The sequence below is a fragment of the Mesorhizobium sp. M0074 genome (genome assembly GCF_040322975.1).
Taxonomy (GTDB): domain Bacteria; phylum Pseudomonadota; class Alphaproteobacteria; order Rhizobiales; family Rhizobiaceae; genus Mesorhizobium.
The window spans coordinates 19,645-45,401 of record NZ_JAMYUM010000009.1 but is presented as its reverse complement, the minus strand read 5'-3'; the positions used below and the strand labels follow the sequence as shown (position 1 = coordinate 45,401).

Here is a 25,757-nt window from a genome sequence, read left to right as displayed (position 1 = left end):
ACGGAAGACGCGTTCTGCACCGTTACCCAAGTGCCCGCAACTTCGCCTTCACTTCGAGGAAATCCCGCCACGCCAGCTTCTTGTGCGCCGGCGTTCTCAACAAATAGGCCGGATGCAGGGTCGGCATGGCGGGAATGGCGACGCCAGACGGGGTCGTGTGGACCCGCCAGTTGCCGCGCAGCCGCAATATGCCTTCGGAGGTGTTGAGCAGGGTCTTTGCCGACGGGCCGCCGAGATTGACCAGCACCTTCGGATTGACCAGTTCGATCTGCCGCTCGATGAACGGCCGGCAGATCTCGGTCTCGTGCGGCGTCGGCGTGCGGTTGCCCGGCGGCCGCCAGGGAATCACGTTGGCGATGTAGGCAGATGTCCGGTCAAGACCGATCGCGGCCAGCATGCGGTCGAGCAGCCGGCCCGAGCGGCCGACGAACGGCAAGCCCTCTATGTCCTCGTCGCGGCCCGGTGCTTCGCCGACCAGCATCACCGCGGCAGTCGGATTGCCGTCGGCGAACACCAGGTTCTTGGCGGTGAATTTAAGATTGCAGCCGTCGAATGCCGCCATGTGCTGGCGAAGCTCGTCGAGGCTTGCCGCCGATCTCGCCAGTTGCCGCGCCAATGCCGCCTGCGCCTCGTCGGGCACCGTTGACATGGCCGCGGACGTTCGCACTGCCGGTGCCGTATTCGGTCTCTCGCCCATTTCGGCGCGCGACACGCTCGTCGAGCGATGAGGCGATGCATTTTCACCGGCCGGCAGAGCGGCCGCCGCAGGCACCCGCTCCGGCGGCCTGGCTTCTGCAAACCTGTTTACCGGCTGTTCTTCAAGTGCCTCGTCGACGCCGGCGCTGGCGTAGAAGGCCAGCAGCTCGGCGAGATCGGCTCGGCTAGTGTGGGGGGCGGCAGTCATGGTTTCACATTCGGCCGCGGAGCTTGAATTTGCAAGTTCAGCTCGACGGTATGCGCGGATCCTGCACCAGATAGAACGTCCAGCGCGGCGTGTAGTCGGTGATCAGGAAATAGAAGCTGGCGGTCTTCAGCGGGTCGATCTTGCCGTTCTTGAACAGCAGGCGGTCATACGGTTCGAAATTGCGGTCGAAATCGGCGTAGCTGCTCGACCAGATATTTTCGGGCGTTTTGTTGCGCTGGTCGAACGACAGGCCATCGCCGAACACGCTCGGCTGGTCGAGGATCTCCTGGAGTTCGAACTGGAACTCGACCCAGGCTTGGCCGCTATTGTTGAGCACGTCGATGCGCATATACATCAGACCATTGGCGAAGTCTCCCGCCTTGCCGAACGGCTGGATCGGCCTTGTCGTGCGAATGGCCAGCGTTACCGGCGTCGCTGAATTCAGCTCTTCGGTGATGACCAGCGGATCCTCCTTCGTGCCGATGCCGGAAGCCCCGGTGATGCGGAAACCGCCGCGCTCGTCGGAAAAGGAATAGGCGCCGGTCGCCCAGACCAGTTGCTGCTCGGCACGGGCATCGAGGGCCGTCAGTGGCAGAAGCGCCAAGAGCACCGCACGGCAAAACCGGCCGGGCGTGAAAAAAAAGCGCGTCGATGAAAAGCCAGCCGGCCCGAATATGCGCATGGCGGGAAGTATGGCCGATAAGCAAGCCGTCGAACAATTAAAAACATCAGTGCGACATATCTGTGCAAACGGAATAGGATTGAAGATTGATGCTCGTCACCGCGAATCTGTGCGGCAGGACGCGACTTTTTGACGAAATCGGTATTGTCACGTCCGCGCCGGTTTCCCGTCGCTATTTGATGCGCTATGCAGCGCGTGAGCCAGCAAGATGCCGGGAATAGCGAGCCAGTGAGGGATCGATGAGCGATATCGAACGCGAAAGCATGGAATTCGACGTGGTCATCGTCGGCGCCGGCCCGGCCGGCCTCGCCGCCGCGATCCGTCTCAAGCAGGTCAATCCCGAGCTTTCCGTCGTCGTGCTGGAAAAGGGCGGCGAAGTCGGTGCGCACATCCTGTCCGGCGCCGTCGTCGATCCGATCGGCATCGACCGGCTGCTGCCCGGCTGGCGCGAAGAGGAGGGTCATCCCTTCAGGACACCGGTCACCGACGACCATTTCCTGGTTCTCGGCCCCGCCGGTTCGTTCCGTCTGCCCAATATCCTGATGCCGCCGCTGATGAACAATCACGGCAACTATATCGTCTCGCTCGGCAATGTCTGCCGCTGGCTGGCGACCAAGGCCGAGGCGCTGGGCGTCGAGATCTATCCGGGCTTTGCCGCGGTCGGCCTGCTCTACAACGAGGCCGGTGCGGCCACCGGCGTCGTCACCGGCGACATGGGCGTCGAGAAGGACGGCACGCACGGTCCGGGCTTTGCGCCGGGCATGGCGCTGATGGGCAAATATGTCTTGATCGGCGAGGGCGCGCGCGGCTCGCTGGCCAAGCAACTGATCGCCAAACACCACCTTTCCGACGGTCGTGAGCCCGGAAAATACGGCATCGGCCTCAAGGAACTCTGGCAGATCAAACCGGAAAACCACCGGCCCGGCCTTGTCCAGCATTCCTTCGGCTGGCCGCTCGATATGAAGACCGGCGGCGGCTCCTTCCTCTACCATCTCGAGGACAACCAGGTGGCAGTCGGCTTCGTCGTTCACCTGAACTACAAGAACCCCTATCTGTCGCCCTTTGACGAGTTCCAGCGCTTCAAGACCCATCCGGCGATCCGCGGCACCTTCGAGGGTGCCAAGCGGCTGGGCTACGGTGCCCGCGCCATCACCGAAGGCGGCTGGCAGTCGGTGCCGAAACTGTCCTTTCCCGGCGGTGCGCTGATCGGCTGCGCGGCCGGCTTCGTCAACGTGCCGCGCATCAAGGGCTCGCACAATGCCGTGCTCTCCGGAATGCTGGCGGCCGAGCATGTCTGTGATGCGATAGCCGCCGGCCGCACCAATGACGAGCTGGCCTCCTACGAGGCCACCTGGCGCGCCACCGATATCGGCAAGGACCTGAAGAAAGTGCGCAACGTCAAGCCGCTATGGTCGCGCTTCGGCACCATTGTCGGCGTCGGCCTTGGCGGCCTCGACATGTGGCTGAACACGCTGTTCGGCTTCTCGCCCTTCGGCACGATGAAGCACGGCAGGGCCGACTACGCGACGCTGGAACCGGCCGCCGCGCACCAGAAGATCGCCTACCCGAAGCCGGACGGGGTGCTGACCTTCGACCGGCTGTCGTCGGTGTTCCTGTCCAACACCAACCACGAGGAGAACGAGCCGGTGCATCTGCTCGTCGCCGACATGGACCTGCAGAAGCGCTCCGAGCATGACGTCTATGCGGGGCCCTCGACGCGTTACTGCCCGGCCAGCGTCTACGAATGGGTCGACAAGGATGGCAATGCCGCCGCCGATCCTGCGGCCAAGGATGTGCGCTTCGTCATCAACGCGCAGAACTGCGTGCACTGCAAGACTTGCGACATCAAGGACCCGAACCAGAACATAAATTGGGTGCCGCCACAGGGCGGCGAGGGCCCGGTCTACCAGAACATGTAAGTCACAAGGTTTGCTCCGGACTAAACAAGATGAGGAGCAGCGCAACCGTAGGATTGTTGAATAAACCGCCTGCCTGTGTTTCCTTTCTGCGGCGACAGGGAGGAAGGAAAAATGCGCCTGGCAGTTCTGACGAGCGTTGTGGCGATCGGGGCATTGTGCGCCCCTGCAGCCTTGGCCGGCACTAAGGTGCTGGTCAAGACACGAACTTACAGCATTGCCGGAACCACCGGCGCGGCCCTGATCGAGGCCATGGATCGCAGTGGGCCGAAGCACGGCTTCATGACCCACGCCATCGCGCAGACCGGCTACAGCGTCGATGATTGGACCTTCGACGCCCATCGGGAAAACGGCGTCTGCCGCCTGCGCCAGGCCAACGGGACGCTCAATCTCTTCTATACCTATCCCAAACTAGTCTCAGCCACGTCGCCTGCGCTGCAGAAGCGCTGGAAGCGGTTCTTCGCTGGCGTCCGCGCCCATGAAGAGACCCATGGCCGCATCGCCAGACAGATGATGCGGGCCACCGAAAAGTCGGTTCGAGGGCTGACAGTCGGTGATGACCCGCACTGTTTCGAGGCACGTCGCGAGGCAAAGCGCCGGATCAATGCCATCTATGCCGAATACGAGGCAAAGCAGATCGCCTTCGATGCGCACGAGCATCGCGACGGCGGCCCTGTCGAGCACCTCATCCGCGCTTTTGTGGGCCAGTAATAAGCCAGGTCGAGATTGGACTGCGGATTTTCAGCTTCGCGTCCCGCCAGGCAGCGCCGCAAGCGCGGTCGCCGTCTGGTGCTCGTCGAGCGGCTTTTGTTCATCCGACCGTAGCGAAAACTCCACCAGCACCGGCAGATGGTCTGAGCCGGTGTCCTCAAGGGTCGACGCCGAACGGATAACGATGGCGCCCTTGCTGAAAACCTGGTCGATCGGCAGTCCGGCGAAGCGCAGGAAATCCGGCAGCCTTCTGTAGAGCCAGGTCGGCCCGACCGACGGCATTACAGTCAGCTTGCCAAGCGATGCGACGCGCCGGACGGCGGCGCTCCATGGCGCTGCGTTGCAGTCGCCTGCCAGGATTGACGTCTCGCCAAGCGAGGCGATTTCGCCAGACAACCCTCCAATCTGCCGTGATTGGTTGTGCGGCCATGGCCAGGTGAGGTGGATGGCGGCGACATCGACGTCGGTTCCGCCGAAATCGACCGTGGCGATCGCCATCGCGCCGCGGCTGTCGCAGTGCGGCTCCGTGCCTATGGCAAACGGTCGTCTGGACAGCAGCGCAACGCCGAACACGCCATTGGGATATGGGCAGAGGATCCGGTGGGGATAGGCGCCGGATAGCAGCCCAAGCTTTGCCTTCCATATCTCGGACACCTCGTCGAGGGTGATCACATCAGGCTGGGTCCGGCCGATCAGCGACAGCACCTTCTCAGGCGTTGGATTGTTGAACCTGAGGTTCATCTGCAGCAGGCGGTAGACTGGCTCGTCACCGGGTTTGGCTTCGTAGGCGGCCTGCACCTGCCATAGCCGCGAAAGCGGCAAGGCATTCGACGTGGTGGCAAAGGAGGCTATCGCAAACAGCAATGCGGCCGCGGCCTGCAGGCGAAACGAGGTGGTGAGCAGCGGCAGCGCGCAAAGCGCCATCAGCACCGAAAAATGCACGCGGAAATGAGCAAAGGAATCGAGGGCCGGATGCAGCGATCCGAAGAACCCGGCCACCAGCGCGGCCGAGAGTGCAAGCATTGCGACGAATGCCAGCGCAACCGTCATGTCCCGAACACGTGCCATCGCCTTGTCTATCGGCAGAAGTGCGGCTCAATCAAGATGACGAAATGTCCTGACCTGGACAGACACATGCGATTCGGCATTTACTGGAAGGCAGTTTCCGAAAAGCTCCTGAGTTTGCGCGAATGCAGTCGGTCCATCGGCATTTCAGCCAGCTTCTCCATCGCCCTGATGCCGATGGTCAGGTGCTGCGCTACTTGCCGCTTGTAGAACTCGGTCGCCATGCCCGGCAACTTCAATTCGCCATGCAGCGGCTTGTCGGATACGCAAAGCAGCGTGCCATAGGGCACCCGGAAGCGGAAGCCGTTGGCGGCGATCGTCGCCGATTCCATGTCGAGCGCGATCGCCCGTGACTGCGACAGCCGCTGGACCGGCCCGCGCTGGTCGCGCAGCTCCCAATTGCGGTTGTCGATAGTGGCGACGGTGCCAGTGCGCATGATGCGCTTGAGATCATATCCGGAAAGCCCGGTGACCTCGGCGACCGCTTCCTGCAGAGCCACCTGGATTTCGGCTAGCGGCGGGATCGGCACCCAGACCGGAAGATCGTCGTCGAGGACATGATCTTCTCGTACATAGGCATGGGCCAGCACATAATCCCCGAGCGCCTGCGTGTTGCGCAGGCCGGCGCAATGGCCGAGCATCACCCAGGCATGCGGCCGGAGCACCGCAATATGGTCGGTGATCGTCTTGGCGTTGGAAGGCCCAACGCCGATATTGACCATGGTGATGCCGCCATGATTCGGCTTCTTCAGATGATAGGCCGGCATCTGCGGCAGGCGAGGCGGCGCAGCACCCTCACCGGGCGCGCCGTCCCCTGCTTTGGTCACGATGTTGCCCGGCTCGACGAACTCGACATATCCGTCACCGCCATTGGCCATCAATTCGCGTGCACGGGCGACGAATTCGTCGATGTAGAACTGGTAGTTGGTGAACAGCACGAAGTTCTGGAAATGCTGGGGACTAGTCGCCGTATAATGCGACATCCGGTGCAGCGAATAGTCGATCCGTTGCGCGGTGAACGGCGCCAGCGGCCGTGCCTCGCCCAATGCCACTTCGAACGTGCCGTTGGCGATCTGGTCGTCGGTGCCGTCGAGATCCGGCACGTCGAACAGGTCACGGATCGGCCGTTTGATGCGCTCGGCAGCAGTGCCGTCGACATGCGTGCCTTCGAGGAAGGCGAAATGCAGCGGGATGGGAGTGGTCGATTCCGAAACCGTGACGGGAACGCCGTGGTTGCGCATGATCAGCCGAAGCTGTTCGGTGAGGTAGCTTTCGAAAAGAGCAGGCTGGGTGACGGTGGTTGAGAAATGCCCCGGCGTCGGCATGTGGCCATAGGCCTGCCGCGAGTCGATTTGCGTGAAGGAACTCGTGGTGACGCCGATCTCCGGATAGAAAGCCCGGTAACGTTTGTTGTTGTCGCCGCCCGCGGCGAGCGCGGCAAATGAATCGCGCAGGAACTTGGTGTTGCGGTCGTAAAGCACCTGTAGGGCCGCGACGGCCTTCTTGGCGTCGTTGAAGCTCTGCCGGCCAAACGGCTCCGGCGTGACCACCGATTCAATGGCTTGGGGATAGATTCGCTTTTCCATGACCCAATATAGAGAGTTGGACGCGCGGTTGGGAGGGGGTAAGGCGGCCTCAATACGCGCTGTCGGCGTTTTTCGGTCTGCTAACCGCGCTGCAGGCTAACCAGCAGCACAAAGCCGAGGCCTGACTTCCTCAACGCAGGCGCCTCGATCGTCGAGCCGGCATTGGTGCGCATCGTCGGCACTGCCAGTACCGGTACCGAAAGAACAGTCAGGATGAGCGCCGCGCGCGGCAGCAGCCGAAGCGTCTTGAGGGTGTTGGCGGCGAGGCGGTTCATTGGCGTTTTGCTTTTCTCTAAAGGTTCAGCTCTTTGTCGGGTTCAGTGGCGAAGCTGGTTCGGGCAACCGAGCCGGCAGGAAATGGCGACGTCCCAGGCGCGGGCCGGGCGGCCGGCTTCGGCGACAAGGACGGCGAACATGCCGAACAGGCTCATCAGCAGGCAGACGATGGTGAAGCGGCGGGCAAGCATTGCGCGGTGTCTCCTTCAACACGCATGACAATGCCTTGCCCAGGGTGAACCGGCTCTGATCCCGGCGTTCATCTGGGGTTCAAAAATGGTTGATGATCTCTGAGAGGGTCCGCCTTGAGTGCAGCGACCCATGGCGACGCCATGGCTGCGAGGCCGATAACATGAAAACGGGGCCGACTGGCCCCGCTCACCCCGGCAGGAAGGGCACGATCAGAGCTTGTGCCAGGTCTGGCTCTTGCAGATCAGCCCGCCGAGCACGCAGCCGCTCATCTTGAGCGAACTGCCGGAAAGCGAAGCCTTGCCCGAATAGGTCTTGTCGGTTTCCGGGTCGGTTATGGTGCCGGCATATTTGTTGTCGCCGGCAACCTTCAGTGAACCGATGTTCTTGCCGGCAAATTTGCCGGATTTGAGCGTAATCGAAAATGCCCCGCCGCCACCCGAAATGGCGGCAGTCGATCCGGCTTGCGTTTTCCAATTGCCTTCGATCGGATCGGCCCATGCCGCGCCGGTCATCATTATTGCGGCCGCGAGCGCCAGGCTCACTTGTCGAAACATGTCTTTCCTCCCTCAGGTAAGTCCAATCGGGCTCCGTCCCGGGTGTCTGCCCCTTACGCAAACGTAAGCTAGTCCAGCTCCCGGAAAAACAAAAGCGGTGCCGCGACGGAAGGGTTGCGGGTTTTTGCCCGCTCCCGAACGGCCGCGCCGGCGAAAAATGAAACGGGCCGCACACGTCTTTGTCTTCTGTGGTTAGCGGAGTCTTGATCCGCGCCTCGCAAGTTTTCTTCAAATCTTGTGCAAACCGGCGCGATTGCTGGCTTTGTATCCTTAACGAATTTTCGCGTTTACCTCTTGTTTTAGCTTTGTTTTCCTCAAATTAAGCACGCCATTTAACGACGGATTCAAGCCTCCGGGGCATTCTCGAAAGCATCGAAAGAGCGGCCGCCCCCGACGGTAATCAAGGACACCGAGGGACAGACGGAGACAGCTCTCGGGAGCCAGAACAGGGGATTTGAAATGGCACGTTTTGAAATGCTTGAAGCCGGCTTCGGCGCCACGGGGGCAACTGCCCAGGCCGATATTCTTTTCGAGTTGGGCATGATGTATGCGACTGGCCGCGATTGCGAGACCGATGTTGTCGCCGCCCACAAATGGTTCAACATCGCCGCGATCAAGGGTTCGGCCCGCGCCGCGGAACTGCGCTCCGAATTGTCTGCCGCCATGTCGAAGGTCGAGATCGCCAAGGCGCTGCGCGAAGCTCGCGAATGGATGACGATGCACTGAATTCGCCGGCATCGACTTCACAAGGGTACTGACCTCACAACAGGGACGCTTCGGGTCAAGGCCGCGCAGAGGGCCGGGCTCGAAAAATCAAGGCCGCGCAAGACGGCTGAGCCAACAAGATCAAGAACACGGCGGCAAGCTGTGCAATAGACAGAGAAGGCGAGCGGGTCCTGGCGCCGATGCGTTGGGAAGCTCATGGCAAAAGCCGCGACCGGCCGGAACAAGGCTGGCGCGGCTTTGTCTTTGGGACTGCGTGTTGCAGGCCCAATCGAGTGCCGACGATGCGTCTAGACAGCCCCGGTGAAGGATGAAATTCTCCCGCCACTCTGGAAGAGGCGCGGCCGGGATGGTCGCGCGAGAATGGAGGAGTTGTGTCACCATGAAGAAATTCAGTATTTTGAGCGCCGCCATATTTGGCCTGATGATGACCGCGCCGGTCGCCTTCGCCGACGACATCACCTTTTCGGTGGTCGGACCGATGACCGGTCAGCTTGCCACCATCGGCGATCAGTTCAAGCAGGGCGCGCAAGCCGCCGCCGACGCGATCAACGCGGCGGGCGGCGTCGACGGCCGCCAGGTCAAGCTCGACATCGAGGATGACCAGTGCGATCCGAAGCAGGCGGTTTCGGTCGCCAACCGCATCATCGCCAACGGTGTCAAGTTCATCGATGGCCACGCCTGCTCAGGCTCCAGCATCCCGGCCTCCGCTGTCTACGCCGAAGCCGGTGCGCTGATGATGAGTCCGGCTTCCTCGAACCCGGTGTTGACCGACGCAGCGGCGAAAGCCGGCTGGCCGACGATCATGCGCCTCTATACGCGCGACGATGCGCAGGGCGCTTTCATCGGTCCCTGGATCGCCAAGAAATATGCCGGCAAGAATGTCGTCATCCTGCACGACAAGAGCGCCTATGGGCAGGGCGTGGCCGATGCCGTGAAGGCAACGATGAACCAGAACGGTCTCAATGAAATCCTCTACGAGGGCATCAACGCTGGCGAGAAGGACTATTCCGCTCTTGTTACCAAGCTCAAGGAGCTGAAAGCCGACGTCGTCTATTTCGGCGGCTATCACCCCGAAGCCGGCCTGATCCTGCGCCAGTCGGCGGAGCAGAACCTCAAGTTCCAGTTGATCATGCCGGACTCGATCGCTTCGCCGGAATTCTGGCAGGTTGCCGGTCCGGCCGGCGAAGGCACCATGTTCGTCTTCCCGTCGGATCCGCAGGCGAAGCCCGAAGCCAAGGAAGCCATCGCCAAGATCAAGGCCGGCGGCTTCGTGCCGGAGGGCTTCACGCTGTTTTCCTATGCGGTGATCCAGGCCTTCGCCGAAGGCATCAAACGCGCCGGCAGCGACGATCCGGCAAAAGTCGCCGAAGCGTTGAAGAACGGCCAGCCGATCAGCACGGTTGTCGGGTCAGTCACCTTCGACGAGAAGGGCGACCTCAAAAACGCCAGCTACGACATCAACCAGTGGCACGACGGCAAATACGCGCCGATCCAGCCGTGATGGCCGCGGCGCCGCAAGACGCGCTGCTGTAATTGAACATGGCCGGGGTCAAACCCGGCCATGTTGTTTTTGGCGACGCCTTTGTCACGCGTTCGAGATCACTTCGTGGATAGGGAAACAGCAGTCAACTGAGGTTCCTCGGCAAAGCGAACCAGCACGGTGCCGTCGGTTACCTGCGCGCCTTCGGCAGCAATCTCGGCGATAACCCCGTCATGGGGCGCGGCAATGGTGTGCTCCATCTTCATCGCCTCCAGGATCAGCAGCGGCTGGCCCTTGATCACGGACTCGCCTCTGGCTGCACGCACCAATTTGACCAGGCCGGGCATTGGCGCGCGCAGGCTGCCGGAAGCGGCGGCGGCTTCGTCGGCTCGGGCCAGCGGATCCGGCACAGCAAAACCGTAGCCGATTGCACCATCGAAGACCGTGACGTGGCCCGGCCAGCGGGCGAGGCGAGGCGCCGCGCGGAGATCACGCGAATTGGCGCTGTCATAGGGCGCATCCAGCGCCACCTCGAACCGCCCGTCCGGCCGCACCGACACGCGCGCGCCGATCTCCTGCTCGCCAAACTTCAGCAGCATGCGCCGCACTACAGCGTGGAAATGCGCATAGCCGGCCAGCGACAACCAGGGATCGTCCGAGGACGGCAAGTCGCGCGCACCGGACGCGGCAAGTGCCGCGGCGGCAATCGTCTCACCGCCCGGCGGCGGAACCGCCGTCAACGCCTGCTGATGCCTAGCGATCAGGCCGGTATCGACATCGCCCGCCGCAAAATCCGCATCAGCGACCAGCGCGGCAAGAAAGCCAGTGTTGACCGTTGAGCCGGCGATTTCGGTCTGCGACAGCGCTGCGCCAAGCGCTGTGAGCGCTGCCCGTCTGTCCTTGCCGTGGATGATCAGCTTGGCGATCATCGGGTCGTAAAACGGCGAAATCGCATCGCCGGCGCGCACACCGGTTTCGATGCGCATGGTCGCACCCTCCGGTGCCGGCTGCGGAAATTTCAAATGGTGCAAGGTGCCGGTCGCCGGCAAAAACCCTCTTGCCGCGTCCTCGGCATAGATACGCGCCTCGAAGGCGTGGCCGGAGAGCGCGATCTCGCTCTGCGTCTTCGGCAGTTTTTCGCCGGAGGCTACCCGCAACTGCCACTCGACCAGGTCGATGCCGGTGACCATTTCGGTGACGGGGTGCTCGACCTGCAGGCGGGTGTTCATTTCCATGAACCAGAAACGGTCGGCCTTCAGACCTTGCGAGGCATCGACGATGAACTCGATGGTACCGGCGCCGGAATAGTGGATTGCCTTGGCGGCTTTCACCGCCGCCTCGGTCATCGCCTTGCGCAGTGCCGGCGTCATGCCCGGGGCAGGCGCCTCCTCGATCACCTTCTGGTGGCGGCGCTGTGCCGAGCAGTCACGTTCGTGAAGATGCACGGCGTTGCCGAAATTGTCACCAAACACCTGCACTTCGATGTGGCGAGGCTTGTCGACATATTTTTCCACCAAGACGCGGTCGTCACCGAACGCGGCTTTCGCCTCGCGCCGCGCGCCCGACAGTGCTTCCGAAAAATCATCGGGATGCTCGACGCGCCGCATGCCTTTGCCGCCGCCGCCGGCGCGCGCCTTGATCAGTACGGGGTAGCCTATCTCGCGCGCCTTGGAGGCGAGCAACACGATCTCCTGCGCTTCGCCATGGTAGCCCGGAACGACAGGCACGCCGGCCTTTTCCATCAGCCGCTTGGCCGCGTCCTTCAGTCCCATGGCGCGGATCGAGGCCGCCGACGGGCCAATGAAGATCAGCCCCGCCGCGACCACCTGGTCGACGAAATCAGGGTTTTCCGAAAGAAAGCCGTAGCCCGGATGGATGGCCTCGGCACCTTTGGCCAAGGCCGCCGCAATGATCTTGTCGCCGCGCAGATAGCTTTCGTTGGCGGGAGAGGCGCCGATATGCACCGCTTCGTCGGCCATTTCGACATGCAAGGCGCGATCGTCGGCGTCGGAATAGACGGCGACGCTGCGCACACCCATCCTGCGTGCCGTGCGGATCACCCGGCAGGCGATCTCGCCACGGTTGGCGATCAGGATCTTGGCGAACATCGGGCCTCCACAGGCAGAGCTGCCGCCAACGGCGCGAATTCTCGTCACGCGAACTGCGGCAATGCCCTGCTTTGTAGTCTGGCGGTCAAAGGGTAGGCAAGCGAGGCCTGCCTACTTTGAGGCCGCCATTTCGCAAGCTCCCCCGGTCGTGACCCTGTAACGGTCGCGGGTGACCTGGCAGGATTTCATCGCCATATCCTCGGCAGCCTTTTGCGAGGGCGCATTCAAGCGCGAGCCGCACAGGATGTACAACGAACGCACCCGGGAATACGGAGTGGTCGCATAAGCTGAATGGCCGCTGGCCGCCACATAGGCCTTATATGCCTTGGTGCATGGCCGATCCGCGGTCGCCGGAAAATACGGGTAGAAGCGGACGTCGCCCTTGCTTCCAGCCAGCGATTCCGCCGCGCCGACATTGGGGCTCGAGATTAGAAGCAACCCGGTTATCAGCGAGAAGACTGCTTGTTTGACGCTTATAGATTTCATTTTTCCCACCCATTGAATACGTCGAAGGCCGACGAGTGTCGGTCTATTTGGAGGCAGCTATGGCGCAGGCCCCTGCAGTCGTGACCTTGTACTTGCTGCGCGCGGACTGGCAGGATTTCAACGCCAGCGCCTCCGCAGCCTTCTGGGATGTTGCATTCAGATAAGCACCGCAAATAGTGAATTCGGTTGCCCAGTTGAATGGCGTCATCGCATAGGCCGAGTGACCGCCAGCCGCCACATAGTCCTTGTAATTCTTGCCGCAGCCTCCGATTGTACCCGGTGCAAAATAGACCGGAAAGCGGCTGTCGCCCTTGCTTCCCGTCAGCGATTCGGCGGCGCCGACATTCGGTGCAGAGGCCACAAGCAGTGCAAGTACCGACATGGTTGCTCGCTTGATTGATAAAGATTTCATTGCCAAACCCATTTGAACCCCAAACACTGAAATATATTCGCCTACTTGGAGGCAGCGATTTCGCAGCCGCCGCCTGTTGTAACTCTGTAACTGTTGCGGGCGGCCTGACAGGATTTCAACGCCAATTCTTCGGCAGCTTGCTGTGACGGTGCATTCAAGCGCGAGCCGCAGATGATGTACAGAAAACGCACCCGGGAATACGGAGTGGTTGCATAGGCTGAATGGCCGCCGGCCGCTACATAGGCCTTGTAGGCCCTGGTACACGGATCCTTCGGGCTCTGCGGCAAATAGGGATAGAAACGGGTCTCGCCCTTGCTTCCCGCCAGCGACTCCGCTGCACAGATGCCAGGCATTGCTAATATAAGCAATCCCGCAAGTATATGCACAGTTGTTCTCTGAAAAACCCGCCGCCTCATCTTCGCCCAATCCCCATTGGTATTTGCGATGATCAATAGCCGTGATTCTTTCGTCTGGCCAGATCGAGAAGCAAAAAATAGTCTGGAGATGTGGTGGGTTGTCTCCCGCGCAGGGTCACACCCTGCCGAGTGCAGCGACGACCCGCTGATACAATTCGGCCGTCGGCTCGTCGAAGCAGCAGAAAATGACGGTTTCCGGAACGATGTTCTGGCCGATGAAGGCGCTCACGGTCCCGACAGCAATTTGCGTCGCCTGATCTTTCGGATAGCGGTAGGCCCCGGTCGAGATCGCAGGAAACGCCACCGTCCGGCAGTCCTTTGCGGCGGCGATTTCGAGCGACCGGCGATAGCAGGAGGCGAGCAGTTCGGCTTCTCCTTTGCTGCCACCTTGCCAGACCGGCCCGACCGTATGTATGACGTAGCGCGCGGGCAGCCTGTAGCCCTTGGTGATTTTTGCGTCTCCGACCTTGCAGCCATGCAAGGTCCGGCATTCTGCCACAAGCTCGGGGCCGGCCGCGCGGTGGATAGCGCCGTCGACGCCGCCGCCTCCGAGAAGAGAGGTATTGGCGGCGTTGACGATGGCATCGACCGCCAGCTTCGTGATGTCGCCGGTTTGAATGCGAATCCTCTGGCCGATTTCGCTCATCTCACATCCTGAACACGCCGAATTTTGTCTCCTCGATCTCGGCGTTGAGCGCGGCCGAAAGGCTGAGCGCCAGCACCTCGCGGGTCTTGGCCGGGTCGATGATGCCGTCGTCCCAGAGCCTTGCCGACGAATAGAGCGGGTGTCCCTCGTGCTCGTACTTCATCAGGATCGGCTTCTTGAATTTCGCTTCCTCCTCAGCGCTCCATTCCCCGCCCTTGCGCTCGATGCCTTCGCGCTTGACCACGGCCAGCACCGTTGCCGCCTGCTCGCCGCCCATCACCGAAATGCGGGCATTCGGCCACATCCACAGGAAGCGTGGCGAATAGGCGCGTCCGCACATGCCGTAATTGCCGGCACCGAATGAGCCGCCGATGATCACGGTCACCTTCGGCACCTTGGCCGTTGCGACCGCCATGACCAGCTTGGCGCCGTCCTTGGCGATGCCGCCGGCCTCGTATTTTCGCCCGACCATGAAGCCGGTGATGTTCTGCAGGAAAATCAGCGGGATCTTGCGCTGGCAGCACAGCTCTATGAAGTGCGCGCCCTTCAGCGCGCTTTCCGAAAACAGCACGCCATTGTTGGCGACGATGCCGACCGGCATGCCGCTGAGATGGGCGAAACCGGTGACCAGCGTGGTGCCATAATTCTGCTTGAACTCATCGAACTCGGAACCGTCGACGGTGCGGGCGATTACCTCGCGCACGTCGTAGGGCTGGCGCAGATCCGTCGGCACGATGCCGTAGAGTTCATGTGGATCGTGAAGCGGCGGAATCGATTTCTGTAAGGCAAGGCTTACAGTCTTGTTCCGATTCAGGTTTTTGACGATGCGCCGGCATATGGCCAGCGCATGCTCGTCGTCGAGCGCATAGTGGTCGGCAACGCCGGAAAGCCTTGTGTGCACGTCGGCGCCACCGAGGTCCTCGGCGGTGACGTCCTCGCCGGTGGCCGCCTTCACCAGCGGCGGCCCGCCGAGAAAGATGGTCGCCTGGTTGCGCACCATGATTGTCTCGTCCGACATCGCAGGCACATAGGCGCCGCCGGCCGTGCACGAACCCATGACGCAGGCGATCTGCGGAATGCCGGCGGCCGACATGTTGGCCTGGTTGTAGAAGATGCGGCCGAAATGATCGCGGTCGGGAAACACCTCGTCCTGGTTGGGCAGATTGGCGCCGCCGCTGTCGACCAGATAGACGCAAGGCAGATTGTTCTGCAATGCGATCTCCTGTGCACGCAGATGCTTCTTCACCGTCAGTGGATAATAGGTGCCGCCCTTCACCGTGGCGTCATTGACGACGACCATCACTTCGGTGCCTTCGACGCGGCCGATGCCGGCGATGAGGCCGGCCGAAGGGATGTCCTCGCCATACATCGACCATGCCGCGAACTGGCCGATTTCGAGGAAGGGTGAGCCTGTATCGAGCAATTGGGCTAGGCGTTGCCGCGGCAGGAGCTTGCCGCGGGAGACGTGCCGCTCACGCGCCTCTTCCGAGCCACCGCGCTCGATGGCGGCGGCTTTTTCAGCAATATCGGCGACCAGCGCCCGCATGCGCTCGGCATTGGCGCGGAAGGCATCGGAGGCGGACGACATCTGAGAGGTGAGGGCGGCCATGGCGCTACCGGATCAGCTCGATCTTGCAGCCGACATCGAGGTCGCCCCAATCGCGATCAGCGGTGACGGCAATGGCATTCTCGCGAATTGCCAGCGCCAGGCAAGCCCGATCGCCCAGCGACAAGCCGCGATGCCGCGTCAATTGGCGAAGCTGCCCAGCGGCGATGCCCATCGCGTCGTCGAAAACGGCGATCGGCATGCCGAGACTGGCGAGGTCGTCCGCGGCCTGTTCCATGCTGCGTCCCTTGTCGATCAGCTTGGCGATGATTTCGGCCGCATTGACTGAACTGCATTGTGCGTCCGGCGCGAACCCCAAAGCATTGTCGGTGCCTTGCTCGTTGAGCAGGATTGCGAGCGCCGCCGAACTGTCCATGACGTAGGGCTTCATTTCGTCCGCTTTCCCGTTGTCCCTTCGGCGTGAAGCCGGTCGAGACGCTTGTCACTTCGACGCTGCTCTTCCCGTCGCTCTTTCAGAAATTCGTCGACGACGCTTTCACCGGGCTGTTTCAACGCTGACAATTCGGCCTGGACGCGTCGCAGATTCTGCAGCCACGATCTTACCCGCAGCTCGCCGTTTTCGACATGCAAGATCATGTCCTCGCCAGGCTTCACGCCCATCTCCTCGCGCATCGCGGCAGGAATGACGAAGCGCCCGCCCTCGCCAAGCTTGACACGCTCGCGTTTCGCCGGAGCACGAAGCTGTGGTTGGCGAGCGCCGGCATCGAACCGTGCTTGCGGATCTTCGTCAAATCCGGACTTTCCCGTTTTGCCAGCCATGGTCCGTCTCGCCTGTGTTGTGGCACATATTCCGAAGTGTGCCACATCGTGCGGCTTCTGGCAAAATCTCAAAAAGACGCCATCAGGCGCCCTCCACCATGATTTCCCGCCCAATCAGCCAGCGACGGATTTCGCTGGTGCCGGCGCCGATCTCGTAGAGCTTGGCGTCGCGCAAAAGCCGGCCGGTCGGGTAGTCGTTGATGTAGCCGTTGCCGCCCAAAAGCTGGATGGCGTCGAGCGCCATCAGCGTTGCCTTTTCGGCGGCGAAGAGAATACAGCCGGCAGCATCCTTGCGGGCCGTCTCACCGCGATCGCAAGCGGCGGCCACGGCATAGACGTAGGCGCGCGCCGCGTTCATCGTCGCATACATGTCGGCTAGCTTGCCTTGCACCAGCTGGAACTCGCCGATCGGCTGGCCGAACTGCCTGCGTTCGTGCACGTAAGGGATCGCCACGTCGAGGCACGCAGCCATCAGCCCGATCGGGCCGCCGGCCAGCACGGCGCGTTCGTAGTCGAGGCCCGACATCAGCACCTCGACGCCGCGCCCTTCCTCGTGCAGCACATTGTCGAACGGCACTTCGACATTCTCGAACACCAGCTCGCCGGTGTTCGAGCCGCGCATGCCGAGCTTGTCGAGCTTTTGCGCCACGGAAAAACCGGCAAAGGCCTTTTCGACGATGAAAGCGGTGATGCCGCGCGAATGGAGTTCCGGATCGGTCCTGGCGTAGACGACCAGCGTCTCGGCATCCGGCCCGTTGGTGATCCACATTTTGGTGCCATTGAGTACATAGCGATCATTGCGCTTTTCGGCGCGCAGGCGCAGCGACACCACATCGGAGCCGGCTCCCGATTCCGACATCGCCAGTGCGCCGACCTTCTCGCCGCTGCAGAGCGAAGGCAGATATTTTTCCTTCTGCGCCTGCGTCGCCCAGCGGTTGATCTGGTTGACGCAGAGGTTGGAATGGGCGCCGTAGGAGAGGCCGACCGAGGCCGAGGCGCGCGAAATCTCCTCCATCGCCACGACATGGGCGAGGTAGCCCATGCCGCTGCCGCCGAAATCGGGATCGGCGGTGATGCCGAGCAGGCCGAGCCCGCCGAGCTCCGCCCACAGATGTGCCGGGAATTCGTTCGAGCGGTCGATCTCGGCGGCGATCGGTGCGATCTTTTCCTGGGCGAAGCGCCGCACCAGGTCGCGCAGCGCCTCGATGTCTTCGTCAAGCCCGAAGTTGAGCGTATGCGTGTACATGCCGTTCCTCCCGGCGCACGACCGCGAAAATCGGGATCATGCGCGAAATCAAAGTGCTGCAGCGTCCGTTGCGCGCTCGAATGGACGCACGGCGCCGTGGCTCGTCGTCGCGCCATCGCTCTTTGCTCCAACAAGGCGCATTGTCATTGCTAGATATGTAGCGGTGACTTCGGCGATCGACAGCCGTTCGCCCGGCCGGAACCAGACGATGACGCCGGTCATCATCTGGATCAGCGCCATGGCGGTGAGCCCGGTGTCTTCGATGCTGAATAACCCCGCTTCGACGCCGTCGCGCAGGATGGCGCGCAGCTCCTTCTCGTAGGCCGTGCGCATGCGCAGGATCTGCGTGAGTTTTTCATGCGACAGGCTGCGCAGCTCCATGTTCGAGACATGGGTGGAGTGGCGGCGTTCGATATGGAAAGCGATGTGGTTTTCGACATAAGCGGCAAGCCGCGCTGCCGGATCGGCGCCGACAGGGCGTGTTGCGCGCCACGCCTCGATCAAGCCTTCCATATGCTCACGCATCAGCATGAACAGAAGGTCCTGCTTGGTCGGGAAGTAGCGGTACAGCGCCGCTGCCTGGACGCCGACCTCGGCCGCCAGTTGGCGCATCGACATCGCCTCGTAGCCGAGACGCGCAATCAGGCTGACCGCCGCCTCGCGGACCGCAGCTTCGGTCTTCTCTCCGTCGGAACCGGTCGTACGCGCCATGACAAGCCGCCTTTTCGCGGACAATAAAACAAACGTTCAATTAATTCAAGGACCGAGGCATGTCCGGGCAGGGCAATGGCTTCAGGTTTGCTCTATCTGCACCCTAGAGATTTGTGCGATGGAAGCGAATGAGCAGGATCATGCCTTGCTAGGCAACAATCCTGAAACCCGCGGACATGTTGCGTGACTCGATCTCCTCGACATCGACCTTCGAAACTGCTGCCCCTGGCGGCCCTTGCCAAAGACGTTCGATCATTGTCGAGACCGCCACACCGGCCCCTGCAATCAAGGCTGTCACCGAGCCGTCAACTTCGTTGCGCACCCACCCGGCAAGGCCAAGCGCCGACGCCTCGCGCCGCGCCCAGACCCGGTAGCTGACGCCTTGCACCTTGCCGTATATGCGTACCTGCACCGTACGATCGGTCATCGCGCTCTCCATCCTTTGAGTCGAGTCTGGCGCATCGCCGTGCAAATTCAACCGCGCAACGTGCATCGAAGGTCTCTCTCCGGTCGCTATCCGCCAGCTTCACGTGCGAGATAGGCGGCGTCTCCATTAATGATTGACTAAGTCAAATAATAGGCGATCATGGCCCTGACGGAGCGGTCCGTCCGAAGGAGGTCGACATGCCGGCCGATCGGAATGCCCTCGTCGCGGAGATACGTGGCTTCAATCGCTTCTACACGCGCCTGATCGGGCTGCTCGACCTGACCTTGACGCACAGCGCCTATACGCTGGGCGAGGCGCGGCTGCTGTTCGAATTGGGCGGCCGATCCCGCGCTGTCGCCAATAGCGGCGGTGAGGCAGGGTTTCTTGCACGGGCGTTCCACCTCGATCTCCGGCCGGCGGCCTCCGAAATCGCTGCCGAACTCCGGCTCGATCCGGCCTATGTCACACGCGTCCTGAGGAGGTTCGCCGCCGCTGGCCTGACCGAGACACGCTCTGACCCAGCCGATCGGCGCAGACGTATCCTGTCGCTGACCGCTCGCGGAAGTGCTGAGCTCGCCAGGCTTCAGGCTGCGGCGGATCGCGACCTCGCCCGGCTGACGGCCGGCCTCGCCGATGACGCGGCTGCCGAATTATCGGACGCCTTGAAGTGCGTCATGCGCCTGCTCGGGGAGAAATAGCGGGCAGCACTGGAATCCCGGCGTTGCGCTCTTCAATTCCCCCGCGCTGCCGCCAGTGCGCCAGGCAGTTCCTCGGCAAAGATGTCGAGCTCGTGGTCGAGGCCGACACTGACCCGGATGCAGCGGTCGAGAACCGGCACCATCGGCTTGCGGATGAAGACGTCGCGTGACAACAGCGCCTGCAGCACTTTCAGTGCGAAAGCGCCGTCGCGGCCGCAGTCGATGGTGACGAAATTGGTCGCCGAAGCCAGCGGCTTCAGCCCGTTCGCTTCGGCTATTGCGGCGATACGCCGGCGGCCGGCGGCGACCCGCGCCACCACGCTATCCAGCCAGGCCTGATCGGCAAGCGCCTCGACACCGGCGATCTGCGCCATGCGGCTGACGCCATAGTGGTTGCGGATCTTCTCGAAGTCCCGAATCACCTGGGCCTCGGCCACCGCATAGCCGCAGCGTATGCCGGCCAGCCCATAGGCCTTGGAGAAGGTGCGCATGCGGATGACGTTCGGCCGCGCGACATCGATCGGCGGCAGCGCTGAGGCTGGCCCTAATTCGCCATAGGCTTCGTCGAGCACCAGCATTGTGGTCTCCGGCAAGGCTTCGATGAAGCGGCTGAGCTCGGCGGCTTCCCACCAGCTGCCCATCGGATTGTCCGGATTGGACAGGTAGACCAGTGGCGCCTTTTCCCTGGCCACTGCCGCCAGCAGGCCGTCGAGGTTTTCCCGATCGTTCTCGTAGGGCACTGCGACCAGCCGGCCGCCGACGCCGGCAACATGAAAGTTGAAGGTCGGATAGGCGCCGAGCGAGGTCACCACCGCGTCGCCGGGCGCCACATACATGCGCGCGACCAGGCTGAGCAGCCCGTCTATGCCTTCGCCGACGACGACGTTTTCGGCGCCGACGCCGAGATGCCTGGCTACGGCTACCTTCAAATCGTGATTATCGGGGTCGCAATACATCCACATGTCGCCGGCAATCTCGGCCATGCGGGCAACGACGCGCGGCGAAGGGCCAAAGCTGCTCTCATTGGCGCCGATGCGGGCGCGAAAGGCGCGGCCGCGATCACGCTCCTGCGCCTCCGGGCCGACAAACGGTACCGTGGAGGGAAGCGCGTCGATGAGCGGCGTAAGGGGAGGGCGCATGGCAAAGGCTCGTTCGAAAAGGGGCCTTCTTGCTAGCCTGCCGGCTTGGCCTGCGCAAGTTCCGCGGCAGGCGGGAACGTCAGGCTGGATTCTCCCGGATCATTTTGCTAGCGAGACATGATGAGCAACCGACTGCCGCCCGCTTGGTCCAAGCACATAAAGTCCCGCCCGGCGCCGAAAGTGCAACCGCCGAAGGCGAAACCGCCGTCGCGCGCGCAGGCCGACGATGCGCTGCTGCGACAGGCGTATGGCTTGCAGCAGGCCAAGCGGTTGGCCGAGGCTGAGGAACTGTGCCGTCGCGTGCTGGAGCGCACGCCCAACCATCCCTTGGCTTCGTATATCATGGGCACGCTATTCATCGGGCTCGACAATGAAATGGCGCTGCGATATTTGGCCCGAGCCGTCGGCGAGGAGCCTCAAAACCCCTTTTATCACCTTAGTCTGGGTGAAGTTTATCTAAAAGTCAGCGAATATTCGCCCGCAATCAGGCATATTCAGCAAGCATTGAAGTTGAAGCCCGATTTGCTGGAGGCGCTTTGCGCATTAGGACGCGCTTACGTCGAATTCGACAAGGCTGACATGGCTGTCCCGGTTTACGAGAAAGCGCTCAAGATCAACCGCGATCATCCTCGCGTTCGGACAGGACTGGCCAGCGCACTCACCGGTCTCGGTCGCGTGGACGAAGCCGAAGTCTATCTGAAAGAAGCGATCGAACGTCGCATCGCGATGCCCGCTGCCTATAACGAGCTTGTGCATACGCGCAAATTCACCGAAGAGCCGGCCGAACTTAAGTCCATCCTGCGCGAACTGGGCTACCCAAAGCTTGACCCCGAAAGTGCGATGAGACTTCATCACGCAGCCGGCAAGGTGCTGAACGACCTTGGGCGCTACGAAGACGCGATAGATCATTTCAAGAAAGGCAAGCAGGCCGCAGGCTATAAGTTTGATCTGGAAACCTATCGCCGCTGGGTCGACTCCACGATCGAGTTCTTCAACCCGGATATGTTGGCTGCCAAGGCAGGTTATGGAAGCCCATCGGAAGTGCCCGTGTTTGTATTGGGTATGCCCCGCTCGGGGACCACCCTGACCGAGCAGATTTGCGCGAGCCACCCGGATGTTCACGGCGCAGGAGAACTCAGCAAGCTAAGACGAACCGCAAATGCTATCGGCCTTACGAGGCTTTCGGCACAGGGCTTGGCCCAATCGATCGTGCCGATCACCCCCGACCTAGCCAAGATGCTGACCGAGGGGCACCTGTCCTACCTTCGTGAGCGTGCGCCGACCGCACTTCGCATAGTCGACAAAATGCCCCAGAATTTCGAGCTGATAGGCCTCATAGGCCTTCTTTTCCCCAACGCGCGGATTATTCACTGTCGCCGCGACGCCATCGACAATTGCCTCTCATGTTTTTTCCTGAATTTCTCCAAGGGACACAGCTACATCGCCGACCTGCAGACGCTCGGGCTGTACTACCGTGAATACGATCGCCTGATGCGGCATTGGGACAAGGTTTTTCCAGGACGCATCTTCGAAAATCGCTACGAGACGCTGGTTGCGGATCAGGAGGCACAATCGCGCCGTCTTATCGATTATCTTGGATTGCCCTGGGACGATGCCTGCCTGCGCTTCTTCGACAAGGAGGGATCGGTCAACACGGCCAGTCGCTGGCAAGTCCGGCAGCCGATCTACAGGTCATCTGTCAAGCGCTGGAAAAATTATGAGGGCAAGATCCAGCCGCTGATCGACGCCTTGGGCGACCTAGCCGAACTTTGAACAAGGAGGGCGCCCGACAGGATAGGCCAGCCCTTCAGGCCAGGCTGGATTCTCCTGGACCATTTTGCTAGCGAGACATGATGAGCAACCGACTGCCGCCCGCTTGGTCCAAACACATAAAGTCCCGTTCGGCGCCGAAAGTGCAGCCGTCGAAAGTGAAATCGCCCTCGCGCGCGCAAGCTGACGACATGCTGCTGCGACAGGCGCTCGAACTTCAGCAAGCCAAGCGGCTCCCGGAGGCGGAGGAATTATGCCATCGCGTTCTCGCCCGCACGCCCAACCACCCGCTTTCGCTCTACATCCTCGGCACGTTGGGGCTCGGTATCGACGACGAGTTGGCTCTCAAATATTTTGCGCGGGCAGTAAGCCAGACGCCTCAGAATCCATATTTCCACCTTAGCCTGGGAGAGGCCGGTCTGAAGCTTGGCGACAGCTTGCTTGCGATCAGGCACCTGCAGCGCGCCTGCGAATTGAAACCCGATCTGGTGGAAGCGCTTTGCGGACTGGCGCGTGCCTACGTCAACTTCGACAAGGCCGAGATGGCTTTGCCCCTTTACGAGAAGGCGCTAAAGATCAACGGCGACCATCCCATGGTCCGGATTGGTCTGGCTGGTGCGCTCACCAGCCTCGGCCGCATGGACGAAGCCAGAGCCTATCTCGATCAGGCAATAGAACGTCGCGTCGATGTTGGGGCAGCCTACAATTACCTGGTCGACACGCAAAAGTTCACCGAAAAACCTGCCGAGCTCGACTCTATCCTGCGCGAACTCTCCAATCCCAGGCTCGAACCCGTTGCTGCATCGCAGCTCCACCACGCGGCAGGAAAAGTGCTGAACGACCTTCAACGCTATGAAGAGGCGATAGATCACTTCAAGAGGGCGAAAAAGGCCGCTGGTCACGATTTCGACCTGGAGTACTACCGCCGAAGCGTCGATTCCATGATCGAGATATTCAGCCCATCACTATTGGAAGCCAAGGCTGGCCACGGCAGTCCGTCTGAAGTGCCTGTGTTTGTGCTGGGCATGCCCCGGTCGGGGACGACGCTGACCGAGCAGATCTGCGCGAGCCATCCGGATGTCCATGGCGCCGGGGAGCTTACGAAGCTGCGGCGAATCGCGAACTCGATGGGCTTTAGAATACTGTCGGATGAGGACCTGCGCAGTTCGATTATGTCGATGACGAGGGATCAGTCGAGGGCGCTGGCCGAAGAATACCTGTCCTATCTGCGTCAGCACGCGCCTGCCGCGCCCCGCATCGTCGACAAGATGCCGCACAACTTCGAGTTTATCGGCGTGATTGGAATTCTCTTTCCCAACGCACGCATCATTCATTGCCGGCGCGATGCCATCGACAATTGCGTCTCCTGCTTCGTCTTGCATTTCACCAAGGACCACGGCTACAACGCCGACCTTGAGACACTCGGGTTGTACTACCGCGAATATGATCGCTTGATGCGGCACTGGGACAAGGTCTTTCCCGGACGTATTTTCGAAAGCCGCTATGAGACGCTGGTTGCGGATCAGGAGACGCAATCGCGCGGTCTCATCGATCATCTCGGCTTGCCTTGGGACGATTCGTGCCTGCGCTTTTTCGAGAGGAGCGGATCGGTCAATACCCCGAGCCGCTGGCAGGTCCGGCAGCCGATCTATAGTTCATCCGTCAAACGCTGGAAAAAGTATGAGAGCGCAATTCAGCCGCTGATTGACGCCTTGGGCGATCTGGCTGAAATTTGAACAAGTAGGATGCGCCCGATCGGCCGAGGTCGATCGTGACTTGCTGTCGAGATACATTGATCCGGTAGGCCAGCTCTTCAGATCGGCCCAAGTTTTTCTTTTGCACGAACAAGCGTGCGGAGCGAGCATTGCATTCGACCAGCCCTGCGATCGGCTGCTCAGCAGCAGCCTGCATTATGCATCGAGAGTTGACAGCTGCGTCGCGCCGATACGAAAAACCCGGCGGTTGCCCGCCGGGTTCAATCTCAATCTAGCTCGGACTGTTAGAATGAGCGCTGGAAGCGGAGCATGCCGCCGACGCTGTCCTTGTCGTCGGCATTGGTCCAGTTGCGATCGTAGGCTTTGTCAAACTGACCGTCGCGGGCCCAATCGACTTCGGCAGTGATCGTGAGACCGGGAACGATATCGTAGGCAATGTTCGCGGCGACGCCGTAGTTTTTGTCATCGTCAGCCGACGCCTGGAGGTTGAACGAGGTCTTCTCGTTTATGGTGTAAGTGCCACCACCCCAGACTGCCCAGTTGCCGCCCCACTGCTTGTAGAAGTTGCGGTCGATGTTGTCGTCAGAGCCGTAGCCGGCCATGATGAACAGTGTCAGGTTCTGTATCGGCGTAACGTCGACGCGAACCTTGCCGGCCCACTCTTCCCAGGTGCTGTCATAGGCGGCGACACCGGTGATCGAGCCCCAGCCCTGCGTGTATTTGATACCGCCGACGACATAGGGGACATAGCTGTCGATGGAATCATTGCCGCTGTTGCTGTCTTGGAAAATGCCAGGATCAGCGGCGGCACTGCCCGAACCGGTTTCCAACGAAGCCACGGCCGAGAAGCCGTTTCCGGCATCGAAGTAATACTGGACGACATTGGTGTCGAAGCCGCCGTAGGGGACCAGCGTATCCTGGATGACGTTGCCGGCGTAGCCGATGAAGGTATCAAAGGCCGATTCGTCCTTGCCGACGCGCAGACCACCGAGCTGGACCCAGGCAAAGTTCAGCGAAACGCTCGTACCGCCATTGAAGTTGTCATCAAGGTAATCGTTGTGGTTACCCCAGTTGAAGCGCGTCTCGGTGTAGGTCTTCAAGGTGCCGAGCTCGGTTTCCTGGCCGGTCCAGGTCTTCAGCGTGAAGCGGGCGTGCTTGTAGTAAGTATCCTGCGAGTCGCCGTCCTGCTGATCGGTGGTCTTTGCACCGTCGAATGAGCCGACGTCACCGATGCCGATGTCATAGCGGACGTAGCCGCCGATGCGCAGGCAGGTTTCGGTGCCGGGGATGTAGAAATAGCCAGCGCCGTAGACGTCGCAAATCTTGACGTATTCAGCGGGTTCCGGCTCGGCGACGACGACGGCGTCGGCGGCGCGCGCACCGGAAACTGCGATCAGTGCCGCAGCGGAGCCGAGAAGAAGGCTCTTGATGTTCATTTTCTGACCTCCAGTCAGAATCGAACGAAAGAGCGGAATTGGCACCGTGTGTTTCTGTCGTAAGTAGCT

28 protein-coding genes are annotated in these 25,757 nt (G+C 61.4%); 8 read left to right on the top strand and 20 right to left on the bottom strand.

The window, feature by feature from the left end; genetic code table 11:
- Nucleotides 1-22 precede the first annotated feature (22 nt).
- Both NKJ73_RS14295 and NKJ73_RS14290 read right to left on the bottom strand, forming a co-directional pair.
- On the bottom strand, nt 23-904 hold the full coding sequence (locus NKJ73_RS14295) for a uracil-DNA glycosylase (protein WP_352569853.1): 882 nt from the start codon (nt 902-904) through the stop codon (nt 23-25).
- 37 nt (nt 905-941) lie between these two features.
- Complete coding sequence (locus tag NKJ73_RS14290) at nt 942-1,586, bottom strand: hypothetical protein (protein ID WP_352569852.1); 645 nt, start codon at nt 1,584-1,586, stop codon at nt 942-944.
- Here NKJ73_RS14290 and NKJ73_RS14285 point away from each other — a divergent pair.
- From NKJ73_RS14285 to NKJ73_RS14275, 3 genes are all read left to right on the top strand, one after another.
- On the top strand, nt 1,537-1,719 hold the full coding sequence (locus NKJ73_RS14285; RefSeq protein ID WP_198023574.1) for a hypothetical protein: 183 nt from the start codon (nt 1,537-1,539) through the stop codon (nt 1,717-1,719). The two genes, NKJ73_RS14290 and NKJ73_RS14285, sit on opposite strands and share 50 nt — an antisense overlap.
- Before the next feature lie 106 nt (nt 1,720-1,825).
- The gene (locus tag NKJ73_RS14280) at nt 1,826-3,505 is read left to right on the top strand and encodes an electron transfer flavoprotein-ubiquinone oxidoreductase (RefSeq protein ID WP_352569851.1); all 1,680 of its coding nucleotides are present in this window, start codon (nt 1,826-1,828) and stop codon (nt 3,503-3,505) included.
- A 111-nt stretch (nt 3,506-3,616) separates the two neighbouring features.
- Nucleotides 3,617-4,213 carry a DUF922 domain-containing protein gene (locus NKJ73_RS14275; protein WP_352454346.1) on the top strand — a complete coding sequence of 199 codons (597 nt, stop codon included), beginning with the start codon at nt 3,617-3,619 and terminating at the stop codon, nt 4,211-4,213.
- Between the two features lie 30 nt (nt 4,214-4,243).
- On the opposite strand, the gene NKJ73_RS14270 is transcribed toward NKJ73_RS14275, so the two are convergent.
- The 5 genes from NKJ73_RS14270 to NKJ73_RS14250 all read right to left on the bottom strand — a co-directional run bounded on the left by NKJ73_RS14270 (nt 4,244) and on the right by NKJ73_RS14250 (nt 7,886).
- A complete protein-coding gene (locus tag NKJ73_RS14270) occupies nt 4,244-5,281 on the bottom strand; it encodes an endonuclease/exonuclease/phosphatase family protein (RefSeq protein ID WP_031212023.1) in 1,038 nt (345 codons plus the stop codon).
- Nucleotides 5,282-5,361: 80 nt separating this feature from the next.
- Nucleotides 5,362-6,864, bottom strand: a complete 1,503-nt coding sequence (locus NKJ73_RS14265; RefSeq protein ID WP_023677804.1) for an AMP nucleosidase — start codon at nt 6,862-6,864, stop codon at nt 5,362-5,364.
- 80 nt (nt 6,865-6,944) lie between these two features.
- Nucleotides 6,945-7,139, bottom strand: coding sequence for a hypothetical protein (locus tag NKJ73_RS14260; protein WP_352454349.1), 195 nt, complete (start codon nt 7,137-7,139; stop codon nt 6,945-6,947).
- 42 nt (nt 7,140-7,181) lie between these two features.
- Entirely contained in the window at nt 7,182-7,331 is a 150-nt protein-coding gene (locus NKJ73_RS14255; protein WP_352569850.1) for a hypothetical protein, read from the bottom strand.
- A gap of 210 nt (nt 7,332-7,541) precedes the next feature.
- Nucleotides 7,542-7,886 (bottom strand): DUF2147 domain-containing protein, encoded by a 345-nt coding sequence (locus NKJ73_RS14250; protein ID WP_023677801.1) that lies wholly within the window; start codon nt 7,884-7,886, stop codon nt 7,542-7,544.
- A 459-nt stretch (nt 7,887-8,345) separates the two neighbouring features.
- On the opposite strand from NKJ73_RS14250, the gene NKJ73_RS14245 reads away from it, so the two are divergent.
- A complete protein-coding gene (locus NKJ73_RS14245) occupies nt 8,346-8,612 on the top strand; it encodes an SEL1-like repeat protein (protein ID WP_352569849.1) in 267 nt (88 codons plus the stop codon).
- Nucleotides 8,613-8,991: 379 nt separating this feature from the next.
- The gene (locus NKJ73_RS14240; RefSeq protein ID WP_352569848.1) at nt 8,992-10,113 is read left to right on the top strand and encodes a branched-chain amino acid ABC transporter substrate-binding protein; all 1,122 of its coding nucleotides are present in this window, start codon (nt 8,992-8,994) and stop codon (nt 10,111-10,113) included.
- Between the two features lie 98 nt (nt 10,114-10,211).
- Here the strand turns inward: NKJ73_RS14240 and NKJ73_RS14235 are convergent, their stop codons facing one another.
- The 11 genes from NKJ73_RS14235 to NKJ73_RS14185 form a co-directional block, all read right to left on the bottom strand.
- Nucleotides 10,212-12,200 carry an acetyl/propionyl/methylcrotonyl-CoA carboxylase subunit alpha gene (locus NKJ73_RS14235; protein ID WP_352569847.1) on the bottom strand — a complete coding sequence of 663 codons (1,989 nt, stop codon included), beginning with the start codon at nt 12,198-12,200 and terminating at the stop codon, nt 10,212-10,214.
- 111 nt (nt 12,201-12,311) lie between these two features.
- On the bottom strand, nt 12,312-12,686 hold the full coding sequence (locus tag NKJ73_RS14230; protein WP_352569846.1) for a hypothetical protein: 375 nt from the start codon (nt 12,684-12,686) through the stop codon (nt 12,312-12,314).
- Between the two features lie 43 nt (nt 12,687-12,729).
- Nucleotides 12,730-13,110, bottom strand: a complete 381-nt coding sequence (locus NKJ73_RS14225) for a hypothetical protein (RefSeq protein ID WP_352569844.1) — start codon at nt 13,108-13,110, stop codon at nt 12,730-12,732.
- A gap of 29 nt (nt 13,111-13,139) precedes the next feature.
- On the bottom strand, nt 13,140-13,514 hold the full coding sequence (locus tag NKJ73_RS14220; RefSeq protein ID WP_352569999.1) for a hypothetical protein: 375 nt from the start codon (nt 13,512-13,514) through the stop codon (nt 13,140-13,142).
- 115 nt (nt 13,515-13,629) lie between these two features.
- Nucleotides 13,630-14,160 (bottom strand): O-acetyl-ADP-ribose deacetylase, encoded by a 531-nt coding sequence (locus NKJ73_RS14215; protein ID WP_352540759.1) that lies wholly within the window; start codon nt 14,158-14,160, stop codon nt 13,630-13,632.
- 1 nt (nt 14,161) lies between these two features.
- The gene (locus NKJ73_RS14210; RefSeq protein WP_352569843.1) at nt 14,162-15,769 is read right to left on the bottom strand and encodes a carboxyl transferase domain-containing protein; all 1,608 of its coding nucleotides are present in this window, start codon (nt 15,767-15,769) and stop codon (nt 14,162-14,164) included.
- A 4-nt stretch (nt 15,770-15,773) separates the two neighbouring features.
- On the bottom strand, nt 15,774-16,157 hold the full coding sequence (locus NKJ73_RS14205; protein ID WP_023677795.1) for a type II toxin-antitoxin system VapC family toxin: 384 nt from the start codon (nt 16,155-16,157) through the stop codon (nt 15,774-15,776).
- Nucleotides 16,154-16,546 carry an AbrB/MazE/SpoVT family DNA-binding domain-containing protein gene (locus NKJ73_RS14200; RefSeq protein ID WP_352449021.1) on the bottom strand — a complete coding sequence of 131 codons (393 nt, stop codon included), beginning with the start codon at nt 16,544-16,546 and terminating at the stop codon, nt 16,154-16,156. The genes NKJ73_RS14205 and NKJ73_RS14200 overlap by 4 nt, the downstream gene beginning before the upstream one ends.
- An 82-nt stretch (nt 16,547-16,628) precedes the next feature.
- Nucleotides 16,629-17,792, bottom strand: coding sequence for an isovaleryl-CoA dehydrogenase (locus NKJ73_RS14195; RefSeq protein ID WP_352454356.1), 1,164 nt, complete (start codon nt 17,790-17,792; stop codon nt 16,629-16,631).
- 48 nt (nt 17,793-17,840) lie between these two features.
- The gene (locus tag NKJ73_RS14190; protein ID WP_023677792.1) at nt 17,841-18,503 is read right to left on the bottom strand and encodes a TetR/AcrR family transcriptional regulator; all 663 of its coding nucleotides are present in this window, start codon (nt 18,501-18,503) and stop codon (nt 17,841-17,843) included.
- Between the two features lie 148 nt (nt 18,504-18,651).
- On the bottom strand, nt 18,652-18,930 hold the full coding sequence (locus NKJ73_RS14185) for an acylphosphatase (protein WP_352569842.1): 279 nt from the start codon (nt 18,928-18,930) through the stop codon (nt 18,652-18,654).
- A 197-nt stretch (nt 18,931-19,127) separates the two neighbouring features.
- Between NKJ73_RS14185 and NKJ73_RS14180 the strand changes: the two genes are divergently transcribed.
- A complete protein-coding gene (locus NKJ73_RS14180) occupies nt 19,128-19,628 on the top strand; it encodes a MarR family winged helix-turn-helix transcriptional regulator (protein WP_023677790.1) in 501 nt (166 codons plus the stop codon).
- A gap of 32 nt (nt 19,629-19,660) precedes the next feature.
- On the opposite strand, the gene NKJ73_RS14175 is transcribed toward NKJ73_RS14180, so the two are convergent.
- Complete coding sequence (locus NKJ73_RS14175) at nt 19,661-20,767, bottom strand: pyridoxal phosphate-dependent aminotransferase (protein WP_352569841.1); 1,107 nt, start codon at nt 20,765-20,767, stop codon at nt 19,661-19,663.
- A gap of 120 nt (nt 20,768-20,887) precedes the next feature.
- Here NKJ73_RS14175 and NKJ73_RS14170 point away from each other — a divergent pair, with 120 nt between their 5' ends.
- Both NKJ73_RS14170 and NKJ73_RS14165 read left to right on the top strand, forming a co-directional pair.
- Complete coding sequence (locus NKJ73_RS14170) at nt 20,888-22,540, top strand: tetratricopeptide repeat-containing sulfotransferase family protein (protein WP_352569840.1); 1,653 nt, start codon at nt 20,888-20,890, stop codon at nt 22,538-22,540.
- Between the two features lie 80 nt (nt 22,541-22,620).
- Nucleotides 22,621-24,273: a tetratricopeptide repeat-containing sulfotransferase family protein gene (locus NKJ73_RS14165; protein WP_352569839.1), complete on the top strand. Its 1,653-nt coding sequence runs from the start codon at nt 22,621-22,623 to the stop codon at nt 24,271-24,273.
- Nucleotides 24,274-24,536: 263 nt separating this feature from the next.
- Here the strand turns inward: NKJ73_RS14165 and NKJ73_RS14160 are convergent, their stop codons facing one another.
- Nucleotides 24,537-25,688 (bottom strand): porin, encoded by a 1,152-nt coding sequence (locus NKJ73_RS14160; protein WP_352471037.1) that lies wholly within the window; start codon nt 25,686-25,688, stop codon nt 24,537-24,539.
- Nucleotides 25,689-25,757: the final 69 nt, after the last annotated feature.

Excerpts from the sequence above, each read along its gene's own strand:
- NKJ73_RS14180 (WP_023677790.1), top strand. The coding sequence starts at position 19,128 with ATGCCGGCCGATCGGAATGCCCTCGTCGCGGAGATACGTGGCTTCAAT.
- NKJ73_RS14280 (WP_352569851.1), top strand. The coding sequence starts at position 1,826 with ATGAGCGATATCGAACGCGAAAGCATGGAATTCGACGTGGTCATCGTC.
- NKJ73_RS14215 (WP_352540759.1), bottom strand. The coding sequence starts at position 14,160 with ATGAGCGAAATCGGCCAGAGGATTCGCATTCAAACCGGCGACATCACG.
- NKJ73_RS14165 (WP_352569839.1), top strand. The coding sequence starts at position 22,621 with ATGAGCAACCGACTGCCGCCCGCTTGGTCCAAACACATAAAGTCCCGT.
- NKJ73_RS14225 (WP_352569844.1), bottom strand. The coding sequence starts at position 13,110 with ATGGGTTTGGCAATGAAATCTTTATCAATCAAGCGAGCAACCATGTCG.
- NKJ73_RS14255 (WP_352569850.1), bottom strand. The coding sequence starts at position 7,331 with ATGCTTGCCCGCCGCTTCACCATCGTCTGCCTGCTGATGAGCCTGTTC.
- NKJ73_RS14240 (WP_352569848.1), top strand. The coding sequence starts at position 8,992 with ATGAAGAAATTCAGTATTTTGAGCGCCGCCATATTTGGCCTGATGATG.
- NKJ73_RS14205 (WP_023677795.1), bottom strand. The coding sequence starts at position 16,157 with ATGAAGCCCTACGTCATGGACAGTTCGGCGGCGCTCGCAATCCTGCTC.
- NKJ73_RS14175 (WP_352569841.1), bottom strand. The coding sequence starts at position 20,767 with ATGCGCCCTCCCCTTACGCCGCTCATCGACGCGCTTCCCTCCACGGTA.
- NKJ73_RS14210 (WP_352569843.1), bottom strand. The coding sequence starts at position 15,769 with ATGGCCGCCCTCACCTCTCAGATGTCGTCCGCCTCCGATGCCTTCCGC.
- NKJ73_RS14190 (WP_023677792.1), bottom strand. The coding sequence starts at position 18,503 with ATGGCGCGTACGACCGGTTCCGACGGAGAGAAGACCGAAGCTGCGGTC.
- NKJ73_RS14170 (WP_352569840.1), top strand. The coding sequence starts at position 20,888 with ATGAGCAACCGACTGCCGCCCGCTTGGTCCAAGCACATAAAGTCCCGC.
- NKJ73_RS14270 (WP_031212023.1), bottom strand. The coding sequence starts at position 5,281 with ATGGCACGTGTTCGGGACATGACGGTTGCGCTGGCATTCGTCGCAATG.
- NKJ73_RS14290 (WP_352569852.1), bottom strand. The coding sequence starts at position 1,586 with ATGCGCATATTCGGGCCGGCTGGCTTTTCATCGACGCGCTTTTTTTTC.
- NKJ73_RS14235 (WP_352569847.1), bottom strand. The coding sequence starts at position 12,200 with ATGTTCGCCAAGATCCTGATCGCCAACCGTGGCGAGATCGCCTGCCGG.
- NKJ73_RS14195 (WP_352454356.1), bottom strand. The coding sequence starts at position 17,792 with ATGTACACGCATACGCTCAACTTCGGGCTTGACGAAGACATCGAGGCG.
- NKJ73_RS14220 (WP_352569999.1), bottom strand. The coding sequence starts at position 13,514 with ATGAGGCGGCGGGTTTTTCAGAGAACAACTGTGCATATACTTGCGGGA.
- NKJ73_RS14260 (WP_352454349.1), bottom strand. The coding sequence starts at position 7,139 with ATGAACCGCCTCGCCGCCAACACCCTCAAGACGCTTCGGCTGCTGCCG.
- NKJ73_RS14160 (WP_352471037.1), bottom strand. The coding sequence starts at position 25,688 with ATGAACATCAAGAGCCTTCTTCTCGGCTCCGCTGCGGCACTGATCGCA.
- NKJ73_RS14245 (WP_352569849.1), top strand. The coding sequence starts at position 8,346 with ATGGCACGTTTTGAAATGCTTGAAGCCGGCTTCGGCGCCACGGGGGCA.
- NKJ73_RS14250 (WP_023677801.1), bottom strand. The coding sequence starts at position 7,886 with ATGTTTCGACAAGTGAGCCTGGCGCTCGCGGCCGCAATAATGATGACC.
- NKJ73_RS14295 (WP_352569853.1), bottom strand. The coding sequence starts at position 904 with ATGACTGCCGCCCCCCACACTAGCCGAGCCGATCTCGCCGAGCTGCTG.
- NKJ73_RS14185 (WP_352569842.1), bottom strand. The coding sequence starts at position 18,930 with ATGACCGATCGTACGGTGCAGGTACGCATATACGGCAAGGTGCAAGGC.
- NKJ73_RS14200 (WP_352449021.1), bottom strand. The coding sequence starts at position 16,546 with ATGGCTGGCAAAACGGGAAAGTCCGGATTTGACGAAGATCCGCAAGCA.
- NKJ73_RS14230 (WP_352569846.1), bottom strand. The coding sequence starts at position 12,686 with ATGAAATCTATAAGCGTCAAACAAGCAGTCTTCTCGCTGATAACCGGG.
- NKJ73_RS14265 (WP_023677804.1), bottom strand. The coding sequence starts at position 6,864 with ATGGAAAAGCGAATCTATCCCCAAGCCATTGAATCGGTGGTCACGCCG.
- NKJ73_RS14275 (WP_352454346.1), top strand. The coding sequence starts at position 3,617 with ATGCGCCTGGCAGTTCTGACGAGCGTTGTGGCGATCGGGGCATTGTGC.